The following is an 18,586-nucleotide window of genomic DNA, read 5'->3' as shown; positions in this document are numbered from 1 at the left end:
GGCAGCGGCTGAAGACCCCCTGTGATCTGCGCCATCTCCCGACAGTCGGGGAACATACCCGCCGGTATCCAGTTGTTGTCAGCGTGACCTCCACTCCCGCCACGTCCATGCCCGGCGACCTCATGAGCGGCGGGCAGCGGCTGCGGCTGGTCCTCGTCCTCGGCTCGCTGATCGCGATCGGGCCGCTGACCATCGACATGTACCTGCCCGCGCTGCCCGCGATCACCGACGACCTCGCCACGACCTCGACCGCGGTGCAGCTCACGCTGACCGGCACCCTCGCCGGGCTCGGCCTGGGGCAGCTCGTCGTCGGGCCGCTGTCCGACGCGTACGGCCGCCGCCGCCCGCTCATCGCGGGCCTGGTGCTGCACGTGATCGCCTCCGCGCTGTGCGTCGTCGCCCCCGACGTGGTGACCCTGGGCGGGCTGCGGGTCCTGCAGGGGCTCGGCGTCGCGGCGTCGTCGGTGGTGGCCATGGCGGTGGTCCGGGACCTGTTCAGCGGGACCGCGTTCGCCCAGCTCTTCTCCCGGCTGATGCTCGTCATGGGAGCCGCGCCGGTGCTCGCGCCGACGCTGGGCGGGGCGGTGCTGCGCTGGACGCAGTGGCGGGGCGTGTTCGTGGTGCTGGCCGGGTTCGGCGTCGCGCTGACCCTGGTGGCGGTGTTCGGCCTGCGTGAGACCCTGCCGCCGGAGCGGCGGCACACCGGCGGCGCGTCGGGCACGCTGCGCATGTACGGCACGCTGCTGCGGGACCGCACGTTCGTGGGGCTGGTGCTGGTGGCGGGCCTGGCGATGGCCGGGCTGTTCGCGTACGTGGCCGGTTCGTCGTTCGTGTTCCAGCAGCAGTACGGCCTGGACGAGCAGCAGTTCGCGCTCGTGTTCGGCGCGGGCGCGGTCGGGCTCATCGGCGCGACGCAGCTCAACGTACGGCTGCTGCGCCGGTTCACCCCGCAGCGCATCCTCGTCGGCGCGCTGGTCGCCGGGTCCGGCGCGGCCGCGGTGCTGGTCGTCTTCGCCGTCACCGGCCTCGGCGGGCTGCCCGCACTGCTGGTCGCCCTGTGGGCGGTGCTGGCCGCCAGCGGCCTGGCCCTGCCCAACGCGCCCGCCCTGGCCATGTCGCGCCACGGCGAGGCGGCCGGGACCGCAGCGGCACTGCTGGGCGCGGTCCAGTTCGGGGTGGGGGCTGTCGCCGCGCCGATGGTCGGGGTGCTGGGCGCCGACGCCCTGGCGATGACCGCGGTCATCCTCGCCGGGATGACCGCGGCACTGCTGATCGGCGTGCTGGTGGTGCGCACGGCCCGGTTCGACGACGTCCTGGCCGAACCGGCCGCGGTGCACGTCGGCTGACCGCCACAAGCACCCGTGGGCAGCGGCGGAGGCACCCCGCCGCTGCCCACGGGCCGTGATCAGGCAGCGGGCGTGTTCTCCCAGGCCCGGTGCAGGCGGCCGGTCAGGGCGGTCTCGGCCGCCTCCATCCGTTCGACGGCGCCGCGCAGCGCCTCGGTCTCGCTCTGCGGGCGGGCCGCCGTATTGGCCCAGTCCTCCTGGGTGGCGGTCGCCGCTGTGGCGATCTCCCGGTGGATGTCGGCGAGTGCGGCGAGGTAGTCGCGGGCCGCGGTCTCGATCTCCGCGTCCAGCACGCTGCGCTTCTCGATCAGGAAGATGTTGAGGTGCCTGGTCTGCTCCCCCAGCGCCTCCGCTGAGATCGCCCCGCCCCGCGACAGGATCTGCAGCTGCCGCAGGCGCGTCTGCAGCTCTTCGATGGCGGCCGCGCTGCGCTGGCTCAGCTCGCGGGTGCGCCGGTTGCGCTCGGTGCGCCGCCACTGCAGGAAGCCGAGCCCGACGGCCAGCGCGCCGCCGAGGAATCCGAGCACGGGTCCAAGAATGTCCACGGTCGACATAGTGCAGCAGACCGGTGATCTGTCGCGAGGGGGTCGCCGCCGTCTGTCGGCTATCCGGCCGTAGCCCGATCTTGGACGTCCCGGCCCGCCCGGCTGTCGGCCGTCCAGCGCGGTGTGTCCGCCCTGCTGGGAGCGGGCAGGCGGCAGAGCAGCACGCCGGTGACCACGACCCAGGCCACCACCGGCACGAGCGCGACCCGTTCCAGCACGCTGGTGAACGTGCCCCGGCCGATCGCGAGCAGGCCGTAGACCAGCACCAGGGCCAGCGGCAGGGTCACCGCGAAGAACCACCGCGCACTGGTACGCAGCACCGACTGCAGCGAGATCAGGGCCACCACGCCCATCGCCAGCACCGCCAGTCCCACGGCGACCACGCTCGCCCCGGCGTGCACCAGATCCGTCGGCGTGGAGGGTTCGTAGGGCGGCAGCGGGCAGCCGGGCGTACACGAGACCGCCGAGGAGACGCCGCCGAAGACCCCGGCGGTGACCAGCATCGCGAAGACGAACGGCACCAGCCGCCGCAGCGCCACCCCGAGCAGGGCCAGTGATCCGGCCAGGGCCAGGATGCCGAGCCGGTAGAGGCCGTCGCGCGGGCTGGTGGCGACACCGCCCTCACTGATGTAGCCCCGCGTCCACGGCTCCGGCAGCACGCCGAGCGCGTACACCACGGCGGCGGTGCCCACGACCGCACCGATGGCGACGATCGCCGCCGCCTGCCGTGATCTGTCCGAGGTCATGATCCACCCTACCCGGGGCCGGGCCGGGCACACCTCGCCGCGGTCGATCGTGCGCCACGTCACGGCACCGGGTGGGTCGGCCCCCCGTCGCGGGCGGCCCGCACGGTGCCTACGCGGCCGGGACGATGATCGGCGTGCCCGCCACCGGATCGGGCACGATCACGCAGGCCAGGCCGAACACCTTCGCGATCAGCTCGGCCGTGATGACCTCGCCGGGCGGGCCCTCGGCGACGATCGCGCCGCCGGACATCGCGATGATGTGGTCGCAGTACCGGCTGGCCAGGTTGATGTCGTGCAGCACCGCGACGATCGTCTTGCCGCTGCGGCCGTTCAGGTCGCGCAGCAGCCGGAGCAGCTCCACCTGGTGGTTGATGTCCAGGTAGGTCGTCGGCTCGTCGAGCAGCAGCAGGTCGGTGTCCTGGGCCAGGGCCATCGCGATCCAGACCCGCTGGCGCTGGCCGCCGGACAGCGCCCGCAGCGGCCGGTCGACCAGGTCCGCGGTGCCGGTGGCGTCGAGCGCGCGGGCGACCGCGTCATGGTCGCGGTCGTTCCAGGTGCGGAACCAGCCCTGGTGCGGGTAGCGGCCACGGGAGACCAGGTCGGCGACGGTGATGCCGTCGGGGGCGAGCGGGCTCTGCGGCAGCAGCCCGAGCACCTTCGCGACCTGCAGGGTGCTCAGGTCGGCCATGGCCTTGCCGTCGAGCAGGACGTTGCCCTCGCGCGAGCGCAGCAGCCGGGCCAGGCCGCGCAGCAGCGTGGACTTGCCGCAGGCGTTCGCGCCGACGATCGCGGTGACCTTGCCGTCGAGCACGGTGACGTCGAGGTCGCGGATGATCGGGTCGGCGTCGTAGCCGAGGGTGAGGCCTTCGGCGCGCAGTCGGCTCATCCGCCTGCTCCTCTCCGGTTGGTCGTGGCCAGCAGCCACAGCAGGTACGGTGCGCCGACCGCGCCGGTGACCACGCCGGTCGGCAGCGGGGTCGGCAGCAGGTGCACGGCGACCAGGTCGGCGATGAGCAGCAGCATCGCGCCGACCAGGGACGCCGCGACGATGCCGCCGGTGGCGGGGCCGAGCAGGCGGTTGGCGATCGGCCCGGCGACCAGCGCGACGAACACGATCGGCCCGGCGACCGCGACCGCGAGCGCGACGAGCAGCACGGCCGTGGCCAGCAGCGCGGCGCGGATCAGCTCGACGCGGGAACCGAGCGCGCGGGCGGTGTCGTCGCCGAGTTCGAGCACGCGCAGCTTGCGCGACAGGAGCACGGCCAGCGGCAGCAGCACGACCAGCGCGCCGCCGAGCAGTCTCAGCTCGTCGTCGCTGGCCTGGCCGACCGAGCCGGTCAGCCAGTGCATCGCCTGCCGCGCCTCGAACAGCTCGGCCTTGATCAGCATGTAGCCGGTGAGGCCTTCGAAGAACACGGCGACGCCGATGCCGATGAGGATGAACCGGTAGCCGCTGACGCCGTCGCGCCAGGCCAGCACGTACATGACCAGGGCCGCGCAGATCGCTCCGCCCAGGGCCAGCAGGCAGACGGCCAGGCCGCCGACCTGGAACAGCACGATGCCGCTGACGGCGGCCAGGCTCGCGCCGGAGGTGATGCCGACGAAGTCCGGTGACGCGAGCGGGTTGCGCAGCAGCTGCTGGAACACGGTGCCGGACGCACCGAGGGCCAGGCCGACGGTCAGCGCCGACAGGGCGGTCGGCAGGCGCAGGCCGCGTACCACGAAGTCGACGCTGGGGTTGTCGGCCAGGTGCAGCACTGACGTGACGACCTCGGTGGCGGTGAGGCGGAAGCTGCCGACCATCATGGTGAGCACGAACAGCGCGGCCACGGCGGCGGCGAGGCCGGTCGTCGCGGTGAACGCGCGCACGGCGCGGTGGCGGCGGGTGGCCCGCAGGGTGGCCGCGGTGGCGGGGCTGGTGCGGGTCGCGGTAGCTGTCATTTCAGGCCTCCGACAACCTGCCGTAGCGGACGATGCCGATGAACACGGGCGCGCCCAGCACGCCGAGCACGACACCGACCTGCAGCTCGCCGGGGCGGGCGACGACCCGGCCGACGATGTCGGCGAGCAGCAGCACGATCGGCGACAGCAGCATCGAGTACGGCAGGATCCAGCGGTAGTCGGGTCCGCAGATGAACCGGGCCAGGTGCGGCACGATCAGGCCGACGAAGACGATGGGCCCGCAGGCGGCGGTCGCGGCTCCGGCGAGCACGGCGACGATCGCGAACGCGGCGGCACGGGTCAGGCCGACGCGCTGACCCAGGCCGCGCGCGGTGTCCTCGCCCAGGGCCAGGCCGTTGAGCGCCCGCCCGCAGGCCAGCGAGGCGACCAGGCCGACGATCAGGAACGGCGCTACCCCGGACAGGATCGGGGCGTACCGTCCGGCGAGTGACCCGACCTGCCAGAACCGCAGCTCGTTGAGGGCGTCCACGTTGGTCATGACGATGCCGGTGGTCAGCGAGCCCATGCCCGCCGTCACGGCCGCCCCGGCCAGCGCGAGCTTGACCGGCGTCGCGCCTTCGCGGCCCAGTGAGGCGATGGCGTACACCAGCAGGGTCGCCAGGATCGCCCCGGCGAACGCGAACCAGATGTAGACGCCGACGCCGCGTACGCCGAGCACGGTGATGGCCAGGACCACGAAGGCGGCCGCGCCGGAGTTGACGCCCATGATGCCGGTGTCGGCGAGCGGGTTACGGGTGACGCCCTGCAGGACCGCCCCGGCCACGCCCAGTCCCGCGCCGACTCCGATGCCCAGCAGGGTGCGCGGCACGCGCATGTCGACGGTGACGGTGTGCTCGATGGAGCCGTCGCCGTCGAGCCCGAACAGGGCGCGCAGCACATCGGACAGGCCGATGTCACGCGAGCCGAGGGTGATGCTGGCGAAGGCGACCAGGGCGAGGATCGCGCCGAGCGCGGCGAGCCCGGGCCCGAGGGCCAGAGCTCGCCGCGCTCGTACTGTTGAGCTGCTCATGTGCGGTGGATCAGCTGCCGACGTTCTCGCCCGCGGCCTTGATCGCCGTGGTGAGCTTGTCCAGCTCGGCGGCGAAGTGGCCGTAGGTGTGCAGCCAGTACGCGGGCCAGGAGGCGACGGCGCCGGCCTTGGCGGCCTTGATGGCGAACCACGTCGGCTGCTTCTTGCCCCACTCGGCGTTGGCGGTGGCAGTGTAGGAGCGGCCGTCCCACAGGATCAGGTCGGGCTGGTACTTGTCGGCGTTCTCCCAGCTCAGGTTCTCCCAGTACGGGAAACCGGGGTCGGGCTTGTCGGGGTTGACGACCTTCAAACCCCACTTCTGGAAGTCCAGCAGCTCCGGGGCGTACTCCGGGTTGGCGACGTAGACCTTGTCGTCGGCCGGGGACATGGCCAGCACGGTCAGGTTCGGCTTGCTCGCGACGGCGGTCTTGAACGCCTCGACGGCGTCGCTGAACTTCTTCTTCGACGCGGCGATCTCGGGGGCGTCCACCTTGGCGCCGAGGCTCACGGCCAGCTTCTCGTAGCCCTCGGCGAGGTCGACGATCGACTTGCCCTGGGACACGCCGACGACCGGGGCCAGCTCCTTGAGCTTCTTGCTCTTCTCGTCGACGCCCTCTTCGAGGCCGCTGTGGGCCTTCTCGGCGGGCCACCAGTCGCCGACGATCAGGTCGGGGCGCAGCGAGGCGGCCTTCTCGACGTCGATCTTGCCCCACTCCTCGCCGAGGATCTCGATACCGGTGAGGTCGAGGTCCTTGAGGTTGGGGTCGGTCTTGACCGACTCGTCGGCGTAGACGCCGACGGGCTTGATGCCGAAGGACATCAGCGCGGCGGCCTCACCGGCGTGGGCGATGATGCGGGTCGGGGTCTTGTCGGCCTTGACGACCTCGCCGTTGCCGTTGGTGAACTGCCAGGGGCCGGCCGAGGTGGGGGTCGCGGCCGGGGTGTCGGTCGAGCCACAGGCGGCGAGCGTCAGGCTCAGCACCGCCGCGGCGACGATCGGGCGCCAGATGCGCATGGGGGAATCCGTTCTGACTGAGGAAGGGCTGCCTAAACTTAGGTAAGGCTTACCGTTCCTGCAATATCAGGGAAGGCAACAGGTGACCCAGGTCACTAGCCATGGGAAAGCCCGTTTCCCGCACCCTCCGAAAGCGATACTCCGATGTCCCGGGCGCGAGAAGGGGCTATTTACCGCCGCCGATGCGACACGAGACGTCATGGACGAAGCCGCCCTGTCGCGGCCTCGTCGGCCGCCTGTCAGCGTGTGGCCGATGAGAGCGAGCACACAGGTCCGGGAGCCCGAAAAGGCCCGCGGGCCTGTCCGTCTGCGCCGGTAGTGTGTCGCGCGTGGGAAGTCAGCGAGGTGGGGCGAGCTCGACGATGGTCGGGCGGGACCGCGAGCTGCGTCAGCTGACGCAGCTGGTGGCGTCACGCCGCCCGGCGGTGGTGTTCGTCGGCGGCGAACCCGGCATCGGCAAGACCAGGCTCGTCCGCGAGCTGCTGCCCACCCTGCCCGAGCAGGCCGTGGTCCTCGTCGGCCAGGCCGAACCCGACTCCCTGGCCCGGCCGTACGAGCTGCTGCTCGACGCGCTCGACGGCACCGACGGCACCCGCGTCGACCCGGACCAGGTCACCGCGCTGACCGACGCCCGCCGCAGCCCCGTCGAGCGCCTGCACACCGGCCTCGACCTCGTCGCCGACCTGGTCGGCAGCGATCCGTCGGTGATCGTGTTCGAGGACCTGCACTGGGCCGACTCCGAGAGCGCCGCGCTGTTCGAGCGCCTGGCCGATGCCGACGGCCCCCGCCTGCTCATCGGCACGTACCGGCCCGACGAGGTCAGCAGCCGCCACCCGCTCGCGTCGCTGCTGGAGCGCATGGAGCGCCGCCACGCCGTCGCGCACCTGCGCCTGGAGCGGCTGACCGAGGCCGAGACCGCGGCGCTGCTGGCCACCGTGACCGGCAAACCGGTGTCGTACCGCACCGCCGCCGCGCTGTACCACCGCACCGGCGGCAACCCGTTCTTCCTGGAGGAACTGCTCGGCTCGTGCCAGCCCGAGGACCTCGACTCCCTGGTCGAGCAGCCGCTGCCGTGGAGCCTGGCCGAGGTGCTGCGCCGCCAGGTCGCCAGCCTCGACGCCGACGCGCAGCGGGTCGTCGAAGCCGCCGCGGTGCTCGGCCGCCGGGCCCCGTTCGACCTGCTCGCGACCGTCACCGGCGCGGGCGAGAACGAGCTCATCGGCGTCCTGCGCGACCTGGTCGTACGCGGGGTGCTGGTCGAGGCGGGCGAGGACGAGTTCAGCTTCCGGCACGCGCTGGTGCGCGAGGCCATCACCGGGCAGATGCTCGGCCGCCAGCGCCGCCGCCTGCACGAGAGCGCCCTGGAGGCGCTGCTCGACGGCGGCGACGCCGACCCGGCCCTGATCGCCCACCACGCCCAGGCCGCCGGCCGGTACGCCGACATGGTCTCGGCCGCACGCCGGGGAGCTGTGCTGTACCTGGCCATCGGGTCGGCGTACCAGGCACTGCAGCTGGCCGAGATGGGCATGGCCGAGGACCCCGAGGACCTGACCCTGCTGTCAGCGGCCGCCCGCGCGGCATGGCTGGCCGGGCTGCTCGACGACACCGCCGGATACGCCCAGCGCTGGCGCGACCTGTCCACCGGCCCGACCGACCGCGCCGACGCGCTCTACCTGCTCATCCGGCTCGCCTGGGAGGCCGACGACGAGCCGTGGATGGAACGCGTCACCGCCGAGATCGAACGGCTCATCGCCCAGCTGCCGCCGGGCGCGGACAAGGCACGCGCGATGACCGCCGTCGCGCAGTCGGCGATGCTGCGCGACCACGACGACGCCGCGCTCGACTGGGCCGACCGGGCGCTGGCCCTGGCCGCCCAGTTCGACCTGCCGCAGATCCGGCTCGCCGCCCTCGTCGAGAAGGGCACCGTGCTGTCGGGCTACCCGGACCGCTCCGAGGAAGGCCGGACCATCCTGTCCGGGCTCGTCGACGAGGCCGAGAAACTGGGCGAGTGGGTGCTCGCCGCGCGGGCACTGAACCGGCTGGTCAACATGCCGCAGACGGCCTCCCTGACCGAGCAGGCCGAACTGCTGGAACGGATGCGCGGCGACGCCGAGCGGGCCGGGTTCGAGTCGCTGGCCGTCGCGGCGTACTTCCAGGGCCGCGCCCGCCTGGCCATGCGCGAAGGCGACCTGCAGGCCGCGATCGGCGCGCTCGACGAGGGCCGCTCCCGCGACCGCGGCTACCAGTACTCCGGCCGCCGCGCCGACTACCACGCCGTGTTCCTCGCCGGGCTGTGCCTGGAATCCGGCGCGCTCGACCGGGTGCAGCGCCTGCTGACCGACCTCGCCGGGATCGAGAAGGTCGACCCGATGGTGCTCGACTGCCTCGGCTTCCACCTCGCCTGCCGCCGCGACGACCTCGACCGCGCCGAGACCCTGGTCGCACCGGTGCTGGAAGGGCTGCGCCGCCAGCCGTGGCGCAGCGGCGAGCAGGCCCACGACCTGCTGTCCGCGGCACTGCATGCCGGGCTGCCACTGCCCCGGCTCAAGCAGCTCGCCGAGGAACTGCTCGACGGGCAGGTCTGGGACCACTGGCGGGCCCTGGTCGAGGCGCAGCTCGCCGAGGTCTGCGGGCAGAGCACGGCGTCCCTGGACGGCTACCGCTCGGTGGCCGAGTCCCCCATGCTCGCCCTGTCCGTACGCGGCACCGCCCACCTGGGCGTCGCCCGCTGCCTGCTGGCCCTGGGCCGCGATCCCGAAGCCGCCGACAGCGTCGAGCGGGCCGGGGAGCTGCTGCGGCGCTGGGGCGGCTGGCGGGTCGAACACCTCGCGCAGTTGCGTACGCAGCTCGGCCTTGCTCCCGCCGACGGCCGTCACACGGTCACCGGCGTCGCCGCGCTGACCACCCGCGAACGCGAGGTCGCCGTGCTGGTGGCCGACGGCCTCACCAACGCCGAACTGGCCCGCCGCCTCTACATCTCGCCGAAGACCGCGGCCGTGCACGTCTCCAGCATCCTGCGCAAACTCGGCGTCACCTCGCGCACCGAGGTCACCTCCGCGCTCACCCGCTGACCCTGCCGAACCCCGACCCGCCGCGCCCGTGACGCGACCGGGTCCGGTTCGTTGTGTGGGCAGGCGACCCCGTGCCGCACCGGCGCGTAACCCAACATTCATCTCAAACAATCTCATATCCCCAGTCTTCACGACAATCCACATTAGACTCGCGGCATGAGCATCCCCACCGAACCCATCGGCAGCATCCCCCGCTCCGCCGAGCTGCAGGCCGCCGCGGCCGGGCACGCCGCAGGCCGGATCTCGTCGGAAGCACTCCAGGACCTGCACGACGCGGCCGTCCGCGACACCGTCAAGCGGCTGGAGGAACTCGGATCGCCCGTCGTCACCGACGGCGAGCAGAGCAAACCCAGCTTCGCCACCTACCCCCTGGCAGGCCTGGCACTGGACCCCGACGGCGCGGTCATCCCCTTCGCCGACGGGCACACCCGCCAGCTGCCCCGCCTCACCGCCGCGCCGTTCCGCTACGGCGTCCGGTCCGGCTCCTACCTCACGGCGGCGCAACGGCACGCCACCGTCCCGGTCAAGCAGGCGGTCATCGCCGCCTCGGCGCTGAGCCTGCTCTACCCGCAGGACGGCATCGACGGCTACGACCGGGACAGTTTCCTCGCCGACCTGGTCGACGAGGCCGAAGCCGACATCCGCAGCGCGCTGGACGGCGGGGCGCACCGGGTCCAGATCGACTTCACCGAGGGGCGGCTGGCCCTGAAGCTGGACCCGTCCGGCGGCGTGCTCGACTCGTTCATCGACCTCAACAACCGGGTGCTGGCCCGGTTCGACGACGCCGAGCGGGCCCGGATCGGCGTGCACACCTGCCCCGGCGGCGACCAGGACTCCACGCACAGCGCCGACGTCGACTACGCGCTGCTGCTGCCGCGGCTGTTCGCCCTGGACGCGGGCGCGTTCTTCCTGCAGCTCGCCAGCGAGGCCGACCCCGACCGGGTGCTGCGGATCGTCGGTGAGCACGCCCGCGACGGCCAGCAGATCTTCGTCGGCGTGACCGACCCGATCCACCCGGTGGTCGAGACCGCGCAGCAGGTCCGCGACCGGGTCCTGCGGGCCGCCGAGCACCTGGGCACCGAGCGGCTGGGCACCACCGACGACTGCGGTTTCGCGCCCTTCGGCGACGACACGTCGACGTCGCGCGAGACGGCCTTCGCCAAGGTCCGTGCTCGGCTGGAGGGGACGGCGCTGGCCGCCGCGGCGCTGGGCGTCTGATGAGGGGCCCGGTGGCGTCCTCGGGCGGCGCCACCGGGCTTCTTCGAAACAGCTCAGTCGGCTGTGGACACGACGTGCCGACCAGCCCGGACGCGGGACGGGCATTCTGGAACAACTTCAGCCGCGCCGCACACGCTACCAATGGGACACATCCCACCCCCGAGTGATGGAGTTCCCATGCACAGGCGCACACTGCTGGCCGCGGCACTGGCCGCACCCGTCGGAGCCGTCGTCGGCGCATCGGCGGCACAGGCCCACCGCCCGTCCCGCCCGCCGGCCGTCATCGGCCTCCCGGACGGGTTCTGCCCCCAGGGCATCACCCGCGGCAGCGGCACGAAGGCATACGTCAGCTCACTGGGCGACGGCGCGATCCACTGCGTCGACCTGCGTACCGGTGGCGGCATGCCGCTGGTCGCGGGCAGTTCCGGCGGCCAGGCGACCGGGCTGGCGTTCGACACGTCCTGCCGGATCTGGGCCGGCTGCGGCACGATGGGCGGCGCCGCGGTCTACGACGAGTCGGGCACCTGCCTGGCCATGTATCCGCTCGGCGGCAACGTCCACGGGGTCGCCGCCACCTCCGGGAAGGTCTTCTTCACCGACGCCGACCAGGGCAAGGTGTACTGCGTCGGCCTCGGCCGCCACGGCCAACTGCCCGGCTCCGAGGGCGTGCGGACCCTGGCCCTGCCGCGTGGCCTCGGTGACGCCGGCGCGTGCAACAAGGGCGTCGCCGTGGCGTGGAACGGCTGCCTGATCATCGCGCAGGCCGCCGCCGGACGCCTGTACGCGTTCGACCCGGTGACCCGCGCCGCCAAGCGGATCGACACCGGCCGCGCGTCCGTGGCGGGTGCGGACGGCCTGCTGCTGCGCGGCAACACGCTCTACGTCGTACGGCCCGGTGGCGACAGCGTGTCGAAGTTCCGGCTGAGCCACGACCTGTCGCGGGCGACGCCGGTGGCGCGGATCGGTGACGCCGACCTCGACTGCCCCTCGACGATCGCACCGTTCGGCGGCCACCTGTACGCGGTCAACGCCCGGTTCAGCACGCCGCCGACGCCGAACACCGAGTACTGCCTGGTCCGCCTGCCCGACTGACGACCGGACGCCGCCGCCGGGGCGGGCGGGGCCGGCGGCCTGACGGGGTGCCGCCGAATCCGGTTGCTGAGCGTCGTACGGGTGGCTAGCGTCCACAGCCACCCGTCGACGCGAAGGCACCTCCATGGCGCAACCTCTGCCCAGACCCGTCTGGCTCTCCTCGTACCTGCTGGTCGCCCTGGCGACGGTGGCCCTGGTCGACGTCATCGTCACGGTGATCGGCCTGGCCCGGCTGGCTGACGAGGCGCCCGGCTTCCTGGCCTCCCCCATCGCGGCGCAGGTCGCCGATCCGCGACTGGTGGTGGACACCATCGAGTTGGGGCTGTGGTGGAACGCTCGGGTGGCCGGGGCGCTCGTGGTCGTCTTCGGGGTGGTGGGCCTGCTCATCCGCCGCCCGTACGCAGTGGCCCGCAATCTGGTGTGGATCGCCGGTTCGGTGGCGCTGTTCGTGCTCTCCTGCGGCGTCACCGTCAACCCCGACTACGCGGCCCCCGCCGACGGTACGCAACGCTGGTGGTCGCTGACCGAACTCGGCCTCATCCCGGCCTGGCATCCCGGCGTACGCAGCGCGCTGACCGCCGCCGAGCTGGCCCTGCTGATCCTCGGCTGCCTGCAGCTGCTCCGGCCCGACGCGCGCGACCACTACCGGAGGCAGACCACCGAGGTCAGCCTCGGCACGGTGCTCGCCCGGCGGCAGGAACGACTGGAACGCGAGGGCCGCTGACTCCGTCGCCCGGTTTCTGTGCTGACCGGCGCGGCCGGGGGCTTCAGCGGGCGAGCGCCAGGAGTTTGCCGCGGATCTCCACCGCGCCGGGATGGTCCAGGAACTCGAATATGGCCAGCGACTGCTGCCACGCGTGCTCGGCCTGTGCCTGGTCCCCTGCCGCGGCCAGGCATTCGCCCAGGTGGTCGAGGGCGTCGGCGGTCCCGTGCCGGTCGCCGGTCTCCTGGAACAACGCGACTGCCCGCCGCAGGTGGTCGGCGGCGAGACCGGAACTGCCGAGCCGCTGGTACGCGTACCCGAGGCTGTCGTGGGTCGCGGCGCGGCCGCGCCGGTCGTCGGTGTCGTGCAGCAGCGCCAGCGCGCGCAGGCAGTACTCGACGCAGCTGTCGTAGTGGCCGGCCAGCGCGTGATACCAGCCCGTGCAGTTGAGCGCGATGCCCAGGGCATGGCCGCCGCCGGCCCGCTCGAACAGCGGCACGCTCTGCTCGGCGCGCGCCAGCGCCTCCGCCGAACGCCCGGCCGTCTCCAGGGCGAGCGCGATGTCCAGGTGGATCTGGCCTTCCTGGGCGGGCTCGTCGTGCAGGAGGGCGAGCGCCTGTTCGAGGCAGCCGATCGCGTCGTCATGGCGGCCCACGGTGGCCAGCGCCCGGCCGAGTCCCCGCCTGCTGTGGGCGCGGGCGGCCGGGTCGCCGCCGTGCTCGGCGGCGGCAACGCCGAGCTGCTGGGCTGCCATCCAGTCGTGCCAGAACCCCTGCCGGTCTTGGAAGGTCGCCAGCGCCCAGGCGAGCTGCCAGGTGTGGGTGTCCGCGCCGTCGACGGCCGCCGCCTGTTGCACCGCCATCAGCACGGTGTGCTCGACGACGAACCAGGCCTGGGCCCTGGCCGCGTCGGCCAGGTCCTCGGGCCGGCCGGGCGCGCGCCGCAGCGGGCAGGGCCGCCTCGGCGCGAGCAGCCGGACGCCGAGCAGCGCGGTGTCCAGGTAGTGGTCGAGGTAGCGGGTCGTGGCCGCGCGCCGCACGGCCGGGGTGTCGTGCTCGTGCAGGAGTTCGCGGGCGTAGACGCGCAGCAGGTCGTGGAACGTGAAGCGGCTCGGCGCGTGCTGCTCGATGAGGTGCGCGCGGGTCAGTTCGTCGAGCAGCGTACGGGCCGCCGCCGGGGGCGCGTCGGCGATCGCGGCGGCGGCCGCCAGGGAGATGTCCGGGCCGGGATGCAGGGACAGGCGGCGGAACAGCTCGCCCGCGCCCTCGCTGAGGGTGCGCATCGAGCAGGCGAACGCGGCCCGTACGTCGGTGGCGAGGTCGCCGCGGTCGAGCGCGTTCAGGCGGGCGTCGCCGTCGAGTTCGGCGGCCAGCTCGGCGAGGGAGAACGAGGGGTAGGTCGCCGCGTGTGCGACGACGACCGCCAGCGCCAGCGGCAGCCCGGCACACCTGGCGATGAGCGTGTCCACCGCGGTCTGCTCGGCGTCGATCCGGTCCCGGCCCAGCCGGTGTACGAGCAGCCGGTGCGCGTCGGCGGCGGAGAAGACGTCGAGGGTCAGCGAGTGCGCCGCCTCCCCCGCTACCAGGCCCTGCATCTGGTCCCGGCTGGTGACGATCACGAGGCAGCCCGGTGCCGCGGGCAGCAGCGGGCGCACCTGCTCGGCGTCACGGGCGTTGTCGAGCACGACCAGCAGCCGCCGGTCCACGGTGAGGCTGCGGTACAGGGCGGCTTTGGCCTGCTCCTCGAAGGGTATGCGCTCACCGGCGGGAAGCAGCGCCTCAAGGAGTCCGTGCAGCGCGCTGACCGGGCTCGTCGCGGCGCGCGCGGGATCGTGCCCGTGCAGGTTCACATACAGCTGCCCGTCGGGGTAGCGGTCGGCGTTGCGGTGGGCCCAGTGCACGGCCAGCGAGGTCTTGCCGACCCCGGCGGTTCCGCTGATGACCGCCAGCGCGCCCGGCCGCCCGGCGAGCAGGTCGAGTTCGCGCAGCTGCCCCGACCGCCCGACGAACGCCCCGCAGGCGGCGGGCAGCTGCCGTGGCACGATCGTCGGGTGGTGCGGAGCCGCCCCCAACGCGACCGCGGGTGGCGACGGCGCGTCCAGGGCCGGGTCGGTGGACAGGATCCGCTGGTGCAGCTCGCGCAGCGGCGCGCTGGGAACCACCCCCAGTTCCTCGTCGAGCAGGGTGCGCAGCCGCTGGTAGGCGTTGAGCGCGTCGGCCTGCCTGCCGCAGCGGTACAGGGCCAGCATCTGGTGGTGCCACAGCTGTTCGCGGAACGGGTGCTCCTCGACGAGCAGCGTCAGCTCGCCGATGAGCTGGGGGTGGCGGTGGCACAGCAGGTCGGCGTCGATGCGGGCCTCCAGTGCGGCGAGCCGCTCCTCCTCCAGGCGACCCGCCTCGGCGGCCACCGCGGCGGCGGGTGGCACGTCGGCGTACGCCCGGCCGCGCCAGTGCGCGAGGGCCTGGGTGAGCAGGGTCGACGCGCTCGCCGGGTCACCGGAGCGCAGCGCCGCCGTGCCCGCCGCGGCACCCGCGGTGAACAGGTCGGCGTCCAGATCGGCCGGTGCGACGGCGAGGCGGTAGCCGGGCGGCCGGGTCATCAGCACCCGCCCGTCGGCGTCGGCCAGGGCGCGGCGCAGCCTGGCGACGTAGCCGTGGATCTGGTTGGCGGCCGTGCGGGGCGGGGACTGCCCCCACAACCGGTCGGAGAGCTGGTCGACCCCGACGATCCGGTCGGCGTCGACCAGCAGCGCGGCCAGCAGGGCCCGCGCCTTGGCCGGACCCGCCGACAGCCACGCCGTCCCGTCGTTGACCTCCACCGGCCCGAGTACGCGAAACCTCATCAAGCCCCCAGGCCGCAACTTTTCACCAGCGAATACAGCGGGAACAAAGATTAACCACATGTTGCGCACACGGTCGACCGCCAATATCGACGACGTCAGACCAAGCCCGGACCCCAGGAGGTCTCATGAAGCGTCGTCTTCTCACCGCAGCGGCCGCGATTCCGCTGGTGGTGGCCGGTACGGTCACCGCGCTCGCCGCACCCGCCTCGGCTAACTGCGGCAGCCACTCGTGGTCCAATAAGGACAGTGATTCCGGATACACATTGGACTCCTCGCCGATCCGCAGCGGCCCGCACGAGTCGTGCGGCACGGTGCGCACCGTCGGCGCGAGCACGATGCTGTACTACCACTGCTTCACCACGAACGAGTCCGGCAACACCTGGACGCACGTACGCATCGCCGGCACGGAGACCTACGGCTGGGTCTTCGACGACCACCTGAACGACCACGGCAGCTTCAAGCGCTGCTGATCCCGAGCGCCGGGGAGGTCCAGCCGACGAGGCGGCCTCCCCGGCGCTACGCGATGAGTCGACGCGCGGGTGGGACAGGTGACGCCAGCCCGGTGCGCGGGTCGAACAGGTGCTCGCGCAGATGGTCCAGTGACAGTTTCACCGCCCCGAGGGCTACCGCGTCGTCGCCGAGCGTCGAAGCGACGATCTCCGGGAGGCGTACGCACCGTTGCTCGATCTCCCGGCGCAGCGGGCCGAGCAGCACGTCAGCCGAACGGGAGAAGCCTCCGCCGAGCACCACCAGCTGCGGGTCGAGCGCCAGGACCAGGGCCGCCGCGCCCAGCGCCAGCTCCCTGGCGTACCGGCCCACTACGGCGGCGGCCGTACGGTCACCTTCGCGCGCGGCGGCGAAGACGAGCCCGGCCACGTCGTCGGGGTCGGTCCCGGCGGGCACCCCGGTCCACCCCCGCAGCAGCTCCGGCGCGCGGATCCAGCCCAGCTCGGGCAGCGCCCCGATCTCGCCCGCGGCCCGCCCGAACCCGCGGTGCAGCCGGCCGTCGACGATCAGGCCGGCACCGGTACGCAGGCCTGCCAGCAGGTACACCACGTGCGCCGCGTCGCGCGCCACGCCCCGCCACGTCTCGGCCAGGGCCGCGAGCCTGCTGTCGTTGTCCACCAGCACAGCCCCGCCGACCAACCGCTCCACGTGCTTCGCCAGCCGCACACCGGTCCACTGCGGGTACGCCACCGACAGCACCACCTGGCCCGCCGCGTCGACCAGCCCGCTGGTGCCGACCGTGGCTGCCCAGATGTCAGCACCGGTCAGCCCGGCCCCGGCCAGGCACTCGGCGACCGCGGCATCGACGGCGGCCAGGCGTTCGGCGCGGCCCGCGGTGATCGCCACGGCGACGCGCACCGCGTGCCCGACGTCGCCGTCCAGGTCGGCGGCCAGCACCCGGACGGTGTGCCCGCCGACGTCGACGCCGAGCACCCAGCCGGCGTCGGAGCGGAACCGGTAGCGCCGCGCCGGGCGGCCCATCACCCCCGGCTCGGGCCGCACCTCCTCCAGCCAGCCCTGGTGCTGGAGCTGCGACACCACGTCCTGCGTGGACGGCCGGGACAAGCCGGTCTCGCGGGACAGCTCGGTCAGGGTCAGCGCCGACCGACCGCGCAGTACACGCACCACCGCGAGCGCGTTGAGCTGCCGCAACCGTGAGAGGTCCCCGCCCGCGAGCTGTTCGGCCACCACCTGCCCCTTTCGCATACCGCGCAGTGATGTTACTTATTATGGAGACCTTCATAAGTGACGACCCACGGGACGGCCAGGATGACAGTTGACGGAGTGCGGCTGGTCGTGGCAGGGGCCGGGCTGCGCGGCATCGGATACGCCCGCCGCGCGGCCGCCACGGGGGCGGCCCGCGTGGTGGCCGTCGCCGAGCCCGACCCGGCCCGCCGCGCGGCCTTCGCCGCCGAGTTCGACGTGCCCCCCGACCAGGTGTTCACCGACTGGGCCGAGCTCACCGCCGCCGGGCGGCTAGGTGACGCGGCGGTCATCGCGACCCAGGACCGGATGCACGCCGACCCGGCCGTGGCCTTCGCCGGACTGGGCTACCACATACTCCTGGAAAAGCCGATGGCGACCACCGAACCCGACGCGCTGCGCATCGCCGCCGCCGTCGACGCCGCCGGGGTCATGCTCGCCGTCTGCCACGTGCTGCGCTACACGCCCTACACGCGGGCGCTGAAAGCGCTGCTCGACGGCGGCACGATCGGCAAGCTGGTCAACGTCCAGCACCTGGAGCCGATCGGCTGGTGGCACTTCGCGCACTCGTTCGTACGCGGGCACTGGAACAACGCCGACACCTCCGCGCCGCTGCTGCTCACCAAGTCATGCCACGACATCGACTGGCTGCTGTACCTGGTCGGCGCGACACCCAGCCGGGTCAGCTCGTTCGGCGGTCTCGCGCACTTCCGGCCCGAGCAGCGCCCCGCCGAAGCCGCCGACAACTGCCTGGACTGCCCGCTCGAACGGACCTGCCCGTACTCCGCGCCCCGGCTCTACCGCTCCTGCCTGGGCGACCCGGCCCGCGAGTTCTGGCCCCTGTCGGCGGTCACCACCGACCACACCGAGGCGGGCATCGACGCCGCGCTGCGCACCGGGCCTTACGGGCGCTGCGTCTACGGCAGCGACAACAACGTCGTCGACCACCAGGTCGTCACGATGGAGTTCCCCGACGGGGCGACCTGCACGTTCACGATGACCGCGTTCACCCCGATGGAGCACCGGCGCACCCGACTGTTCGGCACCCACGGCTACGTCGACGGCGACGGCCGCCTGCTGCACGTCACCGACTTCCGCACCGGCGAGCAGCACACCGTCGACACCGGCACGCTCGCCGGCGGCACCGCCGGGGACGGCCACGGCGGCGGTGACGAGGGCATCATGGACGCCTTCCTCAAAGCCGTGGCGACCGGCGACGCGTCCGTGCTGCACTCCGACGCGGCCGCGAGCCTGGCCAGCCACCGGGTGGTCTGGGCCGCCGAGCAGGCCCGCACCACGGGCACCGTGACCGGGTCACCGCACTGAC

General features: G+C 73.1%; 15 protein-coding genes. 7 read left to right on the top strand and 8 right to left on the bottom strand.

Annotation, left to right across the window (positions count from 1 at the left end):
- Nucleotides 1-122 precede the first annotated feature (122 nt).
- A complete protein-coding gene (locus HAV40_RS24400) occupies nt 123-1,346 on the top strand; it encodes a multidrug effflux MFS transporter (RefSeq protein ID WP_166385315.1) in 1,224 nt (407 codons plus the stop codon).
- Between the two features lie 59 nt (nt 1,347-1,405).
- On the opposite strand, the gene HAV40_RS24395 is transcribed toward HAV40_RS24400, so the two are convergent.
- From HAV40_RS24395 to HAV40_RS24370, 6 genes are all read right to left on the bottom strand, one after another.
- The gene (locus tag HAV40_RS24395) at nt 1,406-1,891 is read right to left on the bottom strand and encodes a hypothetical protein (protein ID WP_166385071.1); all 486 of its coding nucleotides are present in this window, start codon (nt 1,889-1,891) and stop codon (nt 1,406-1,408) included.
- A 59-nt stretch (nt 1,892-1,950) separates the two neighbouring features.
- Entirely contained in the window at nt 1,951-2,637 is a 687-nt protein-coding gene (locus tag HAV40_RS24390; protein WP_166385069.1) for a DUF998 domain-containing protein, read from the bottom strand.
- Nucleotides 2,638-2,746: 109 nt separating this feature from the next.
- On the bottom strand, nt 2,747-3,523 hold the full coding sequence (locus HAV40_RS24385) for an ABC transporter ATP-binding protein (protein WP_166385067.1): 777 nt from the start codon (nt 3,521-3,523) through the stop codon (nt 2,747-2,749).
- Entirely contained in the window at nt 3,520-4,578 is a 1,059-nt protein-coding gene (locus HAV40_RS24380; protein ID WP_166385065.1) for a FecCD family ABC transporter permease, read from the bottom strand. The genes HAV40_RS24385 and HAV40_RS24380 overlap by 4 nt, the downstream gene beginning before the upstream one ends.
- 1 nt (nt 4,579) lies before the next feature.
- The gene (locus HAV40_RS24375) at nt 4,580-5,608 is read right to left on the bottom strand and encodes a FecCD family ABC transporter permease (protein WP_166385063.1); all 1,029 of its coding nucleotides are present in this window, start codon (nt 5,606-5,608) and stop codon (nt 4,580-4,582) included.
- Between the two features lie 10 nt (nt 5,609-5,618).
- Nucleotides 5,619-6,623: an ABC transporter substrate-binding protein gene (locus HAV40_RS24370; protein ID WP_166385061.1), complete on the bottom strand. Its 1,005-nt coding sequence runs from the start codon at nt 6,621-6,623 to the stop codon at nt 5,619-5,621.
- A gap of 329 nt (nt 6,624-6,952) precedes the next feature.
- Here HAV40_RS24370 and HAV40_RS24365 point away from each other — a divergent pair, with 329 nt between their 5' ends.
- The 4 genes from HAV40_RS24365 to HAV40_RS24350 all read left to right on the top strand — a co-directional run bounded on the left by HAV40_RS24365 (nt 6,953) and on the right by HAV40_RS24350 (nt 12,728).
- Nucleotides 6,953-9,694 (top strand): ATP-binding protein, encoded by a 2,742-nt coding sequence (locus HAV40_RS24365; protein WP_239085728.1) that lies wholly within the window; start codon nt 6,953-6,955, stop codon nt 9,692-9,694.
- 156 nt (nt 9,695-9,850) lie between these two features.
- Nucleotides 9,851-10,912: a uroporphyrinogen decarboxylase/cobalamine-independent methonine synthase family protein gene (locus HAV40_RS24360; RefSeq protein WP_166385059.1), complete on the top strand. Its 1,062-nt coding sequence runs from the start codon at nt 9,851-9,853 to the stop codon at nt 10,910-10,912.
- A gap of 177 nt (nt 10,913-11,089) precedes the next feature.
- Nucleotides 11,090-12,004 (top strand): hypothetical protein, encoded by a 915-nt coding sequence (locus HAV40_RS24355; RefSeq protein ID WP_166385057.1) that lies wholly within the window; start codon nt 11,090-11,092, stop codon nt 12,002-12,004.
- Between the two features lie 124 nt (nt 12,005-12,128).
- The gene (locus HAV40_RS24350; RefSeq protein WP_166385055.1) at nt 12,129-12,728 is read left to right on the top strand and encodes a hypothetical protein; all 600 of its coding nucleotides are present in this window, start codon (nt 12,129-12,131) and stop codon (nt 12,726-12,728) included.
- A 43-nt stretch (nt 12,729-12,771) separates the two neighbouring features.
- Here the strand turns inward: HAV40_RS24350 and HAV40_RS24345 are convergent, their stop codons facing one another.
- Complete coding sequence (locus HAV40_RS24345; RefSeq protein ID WP_166385053.1) at nt 12,772-15,549, bottom strand: AfsR/SARP family transcriptional regulator; 2,778 nt, start codon at nt 15,547-15,549, stop codon at nt 12,772-12,774.
- Between the two features lie 125 nt (nt 15,550-15,674).
- On the opposite strand from HAV40_RS24345, the gene HAV40_RS24340 reads away from it, so the two are divergent.
- Nucleotides 15,675-16,019: an SH3 domain-containing protein gene (locus HAV40_RS24340; protein ID WP_166385051.1), complete on the top strand. Its 345-nt coding sequence runs from the start codon at nt 15,675-15,677 to the stop codon at nt 16,017-16,019.
- Between the two features lie 46 nt (nt 16,020-16,065).
- Here the strand turns inward: HAV40_RS24340 and HAV40_RS24335 are convergent, their stop codons facing one another.
- Entirely contained in the window at nt 16,066-17,262 is a 1,197-nt protein-coding gene (locus tag HAV40_RS24335) for an ROK family transcriptional regulator (protein WP_166385049.1), read from the bottom strand.
- 63 nt (nt 17,263-17,325) lie between these two features.
- Between HAV40_RS24335 and HAV40_RS24330 the strand changes: the two genes are divergently transcribed.
- Nucleotides 17,326-18,585: a Gfo/Idh/MocA family protein gene (locus tag HAV40_RS24330; RefSeq protein WP_166385048.1), complete on the top strand. Its 1,260-nt coding sequence runs from the start codon at nt 17,326-17,328 to the stop codon at nt 18,583-18,585.
- The last annotated feature ends 1 nt before the right edge of the window (nt 18,586 follow it).

The sequence above is a fragment of the Catellatospora methionotrophica genome, from assembly GCF_011297335.1.
In the GTDB taxonomy this organism is placed as follows: Bacteria; Actinomycetota; Actinomycetes; order Mycobacteriales; family Micromonosporaceae; genus Catellatospora; species Catellatospora methionotrophica.
The sequence above is the reverse complement of the archived record's forward strand: the minus strand, read 5'-3'. Positions and strand labels throughout refer to the sequence as shown.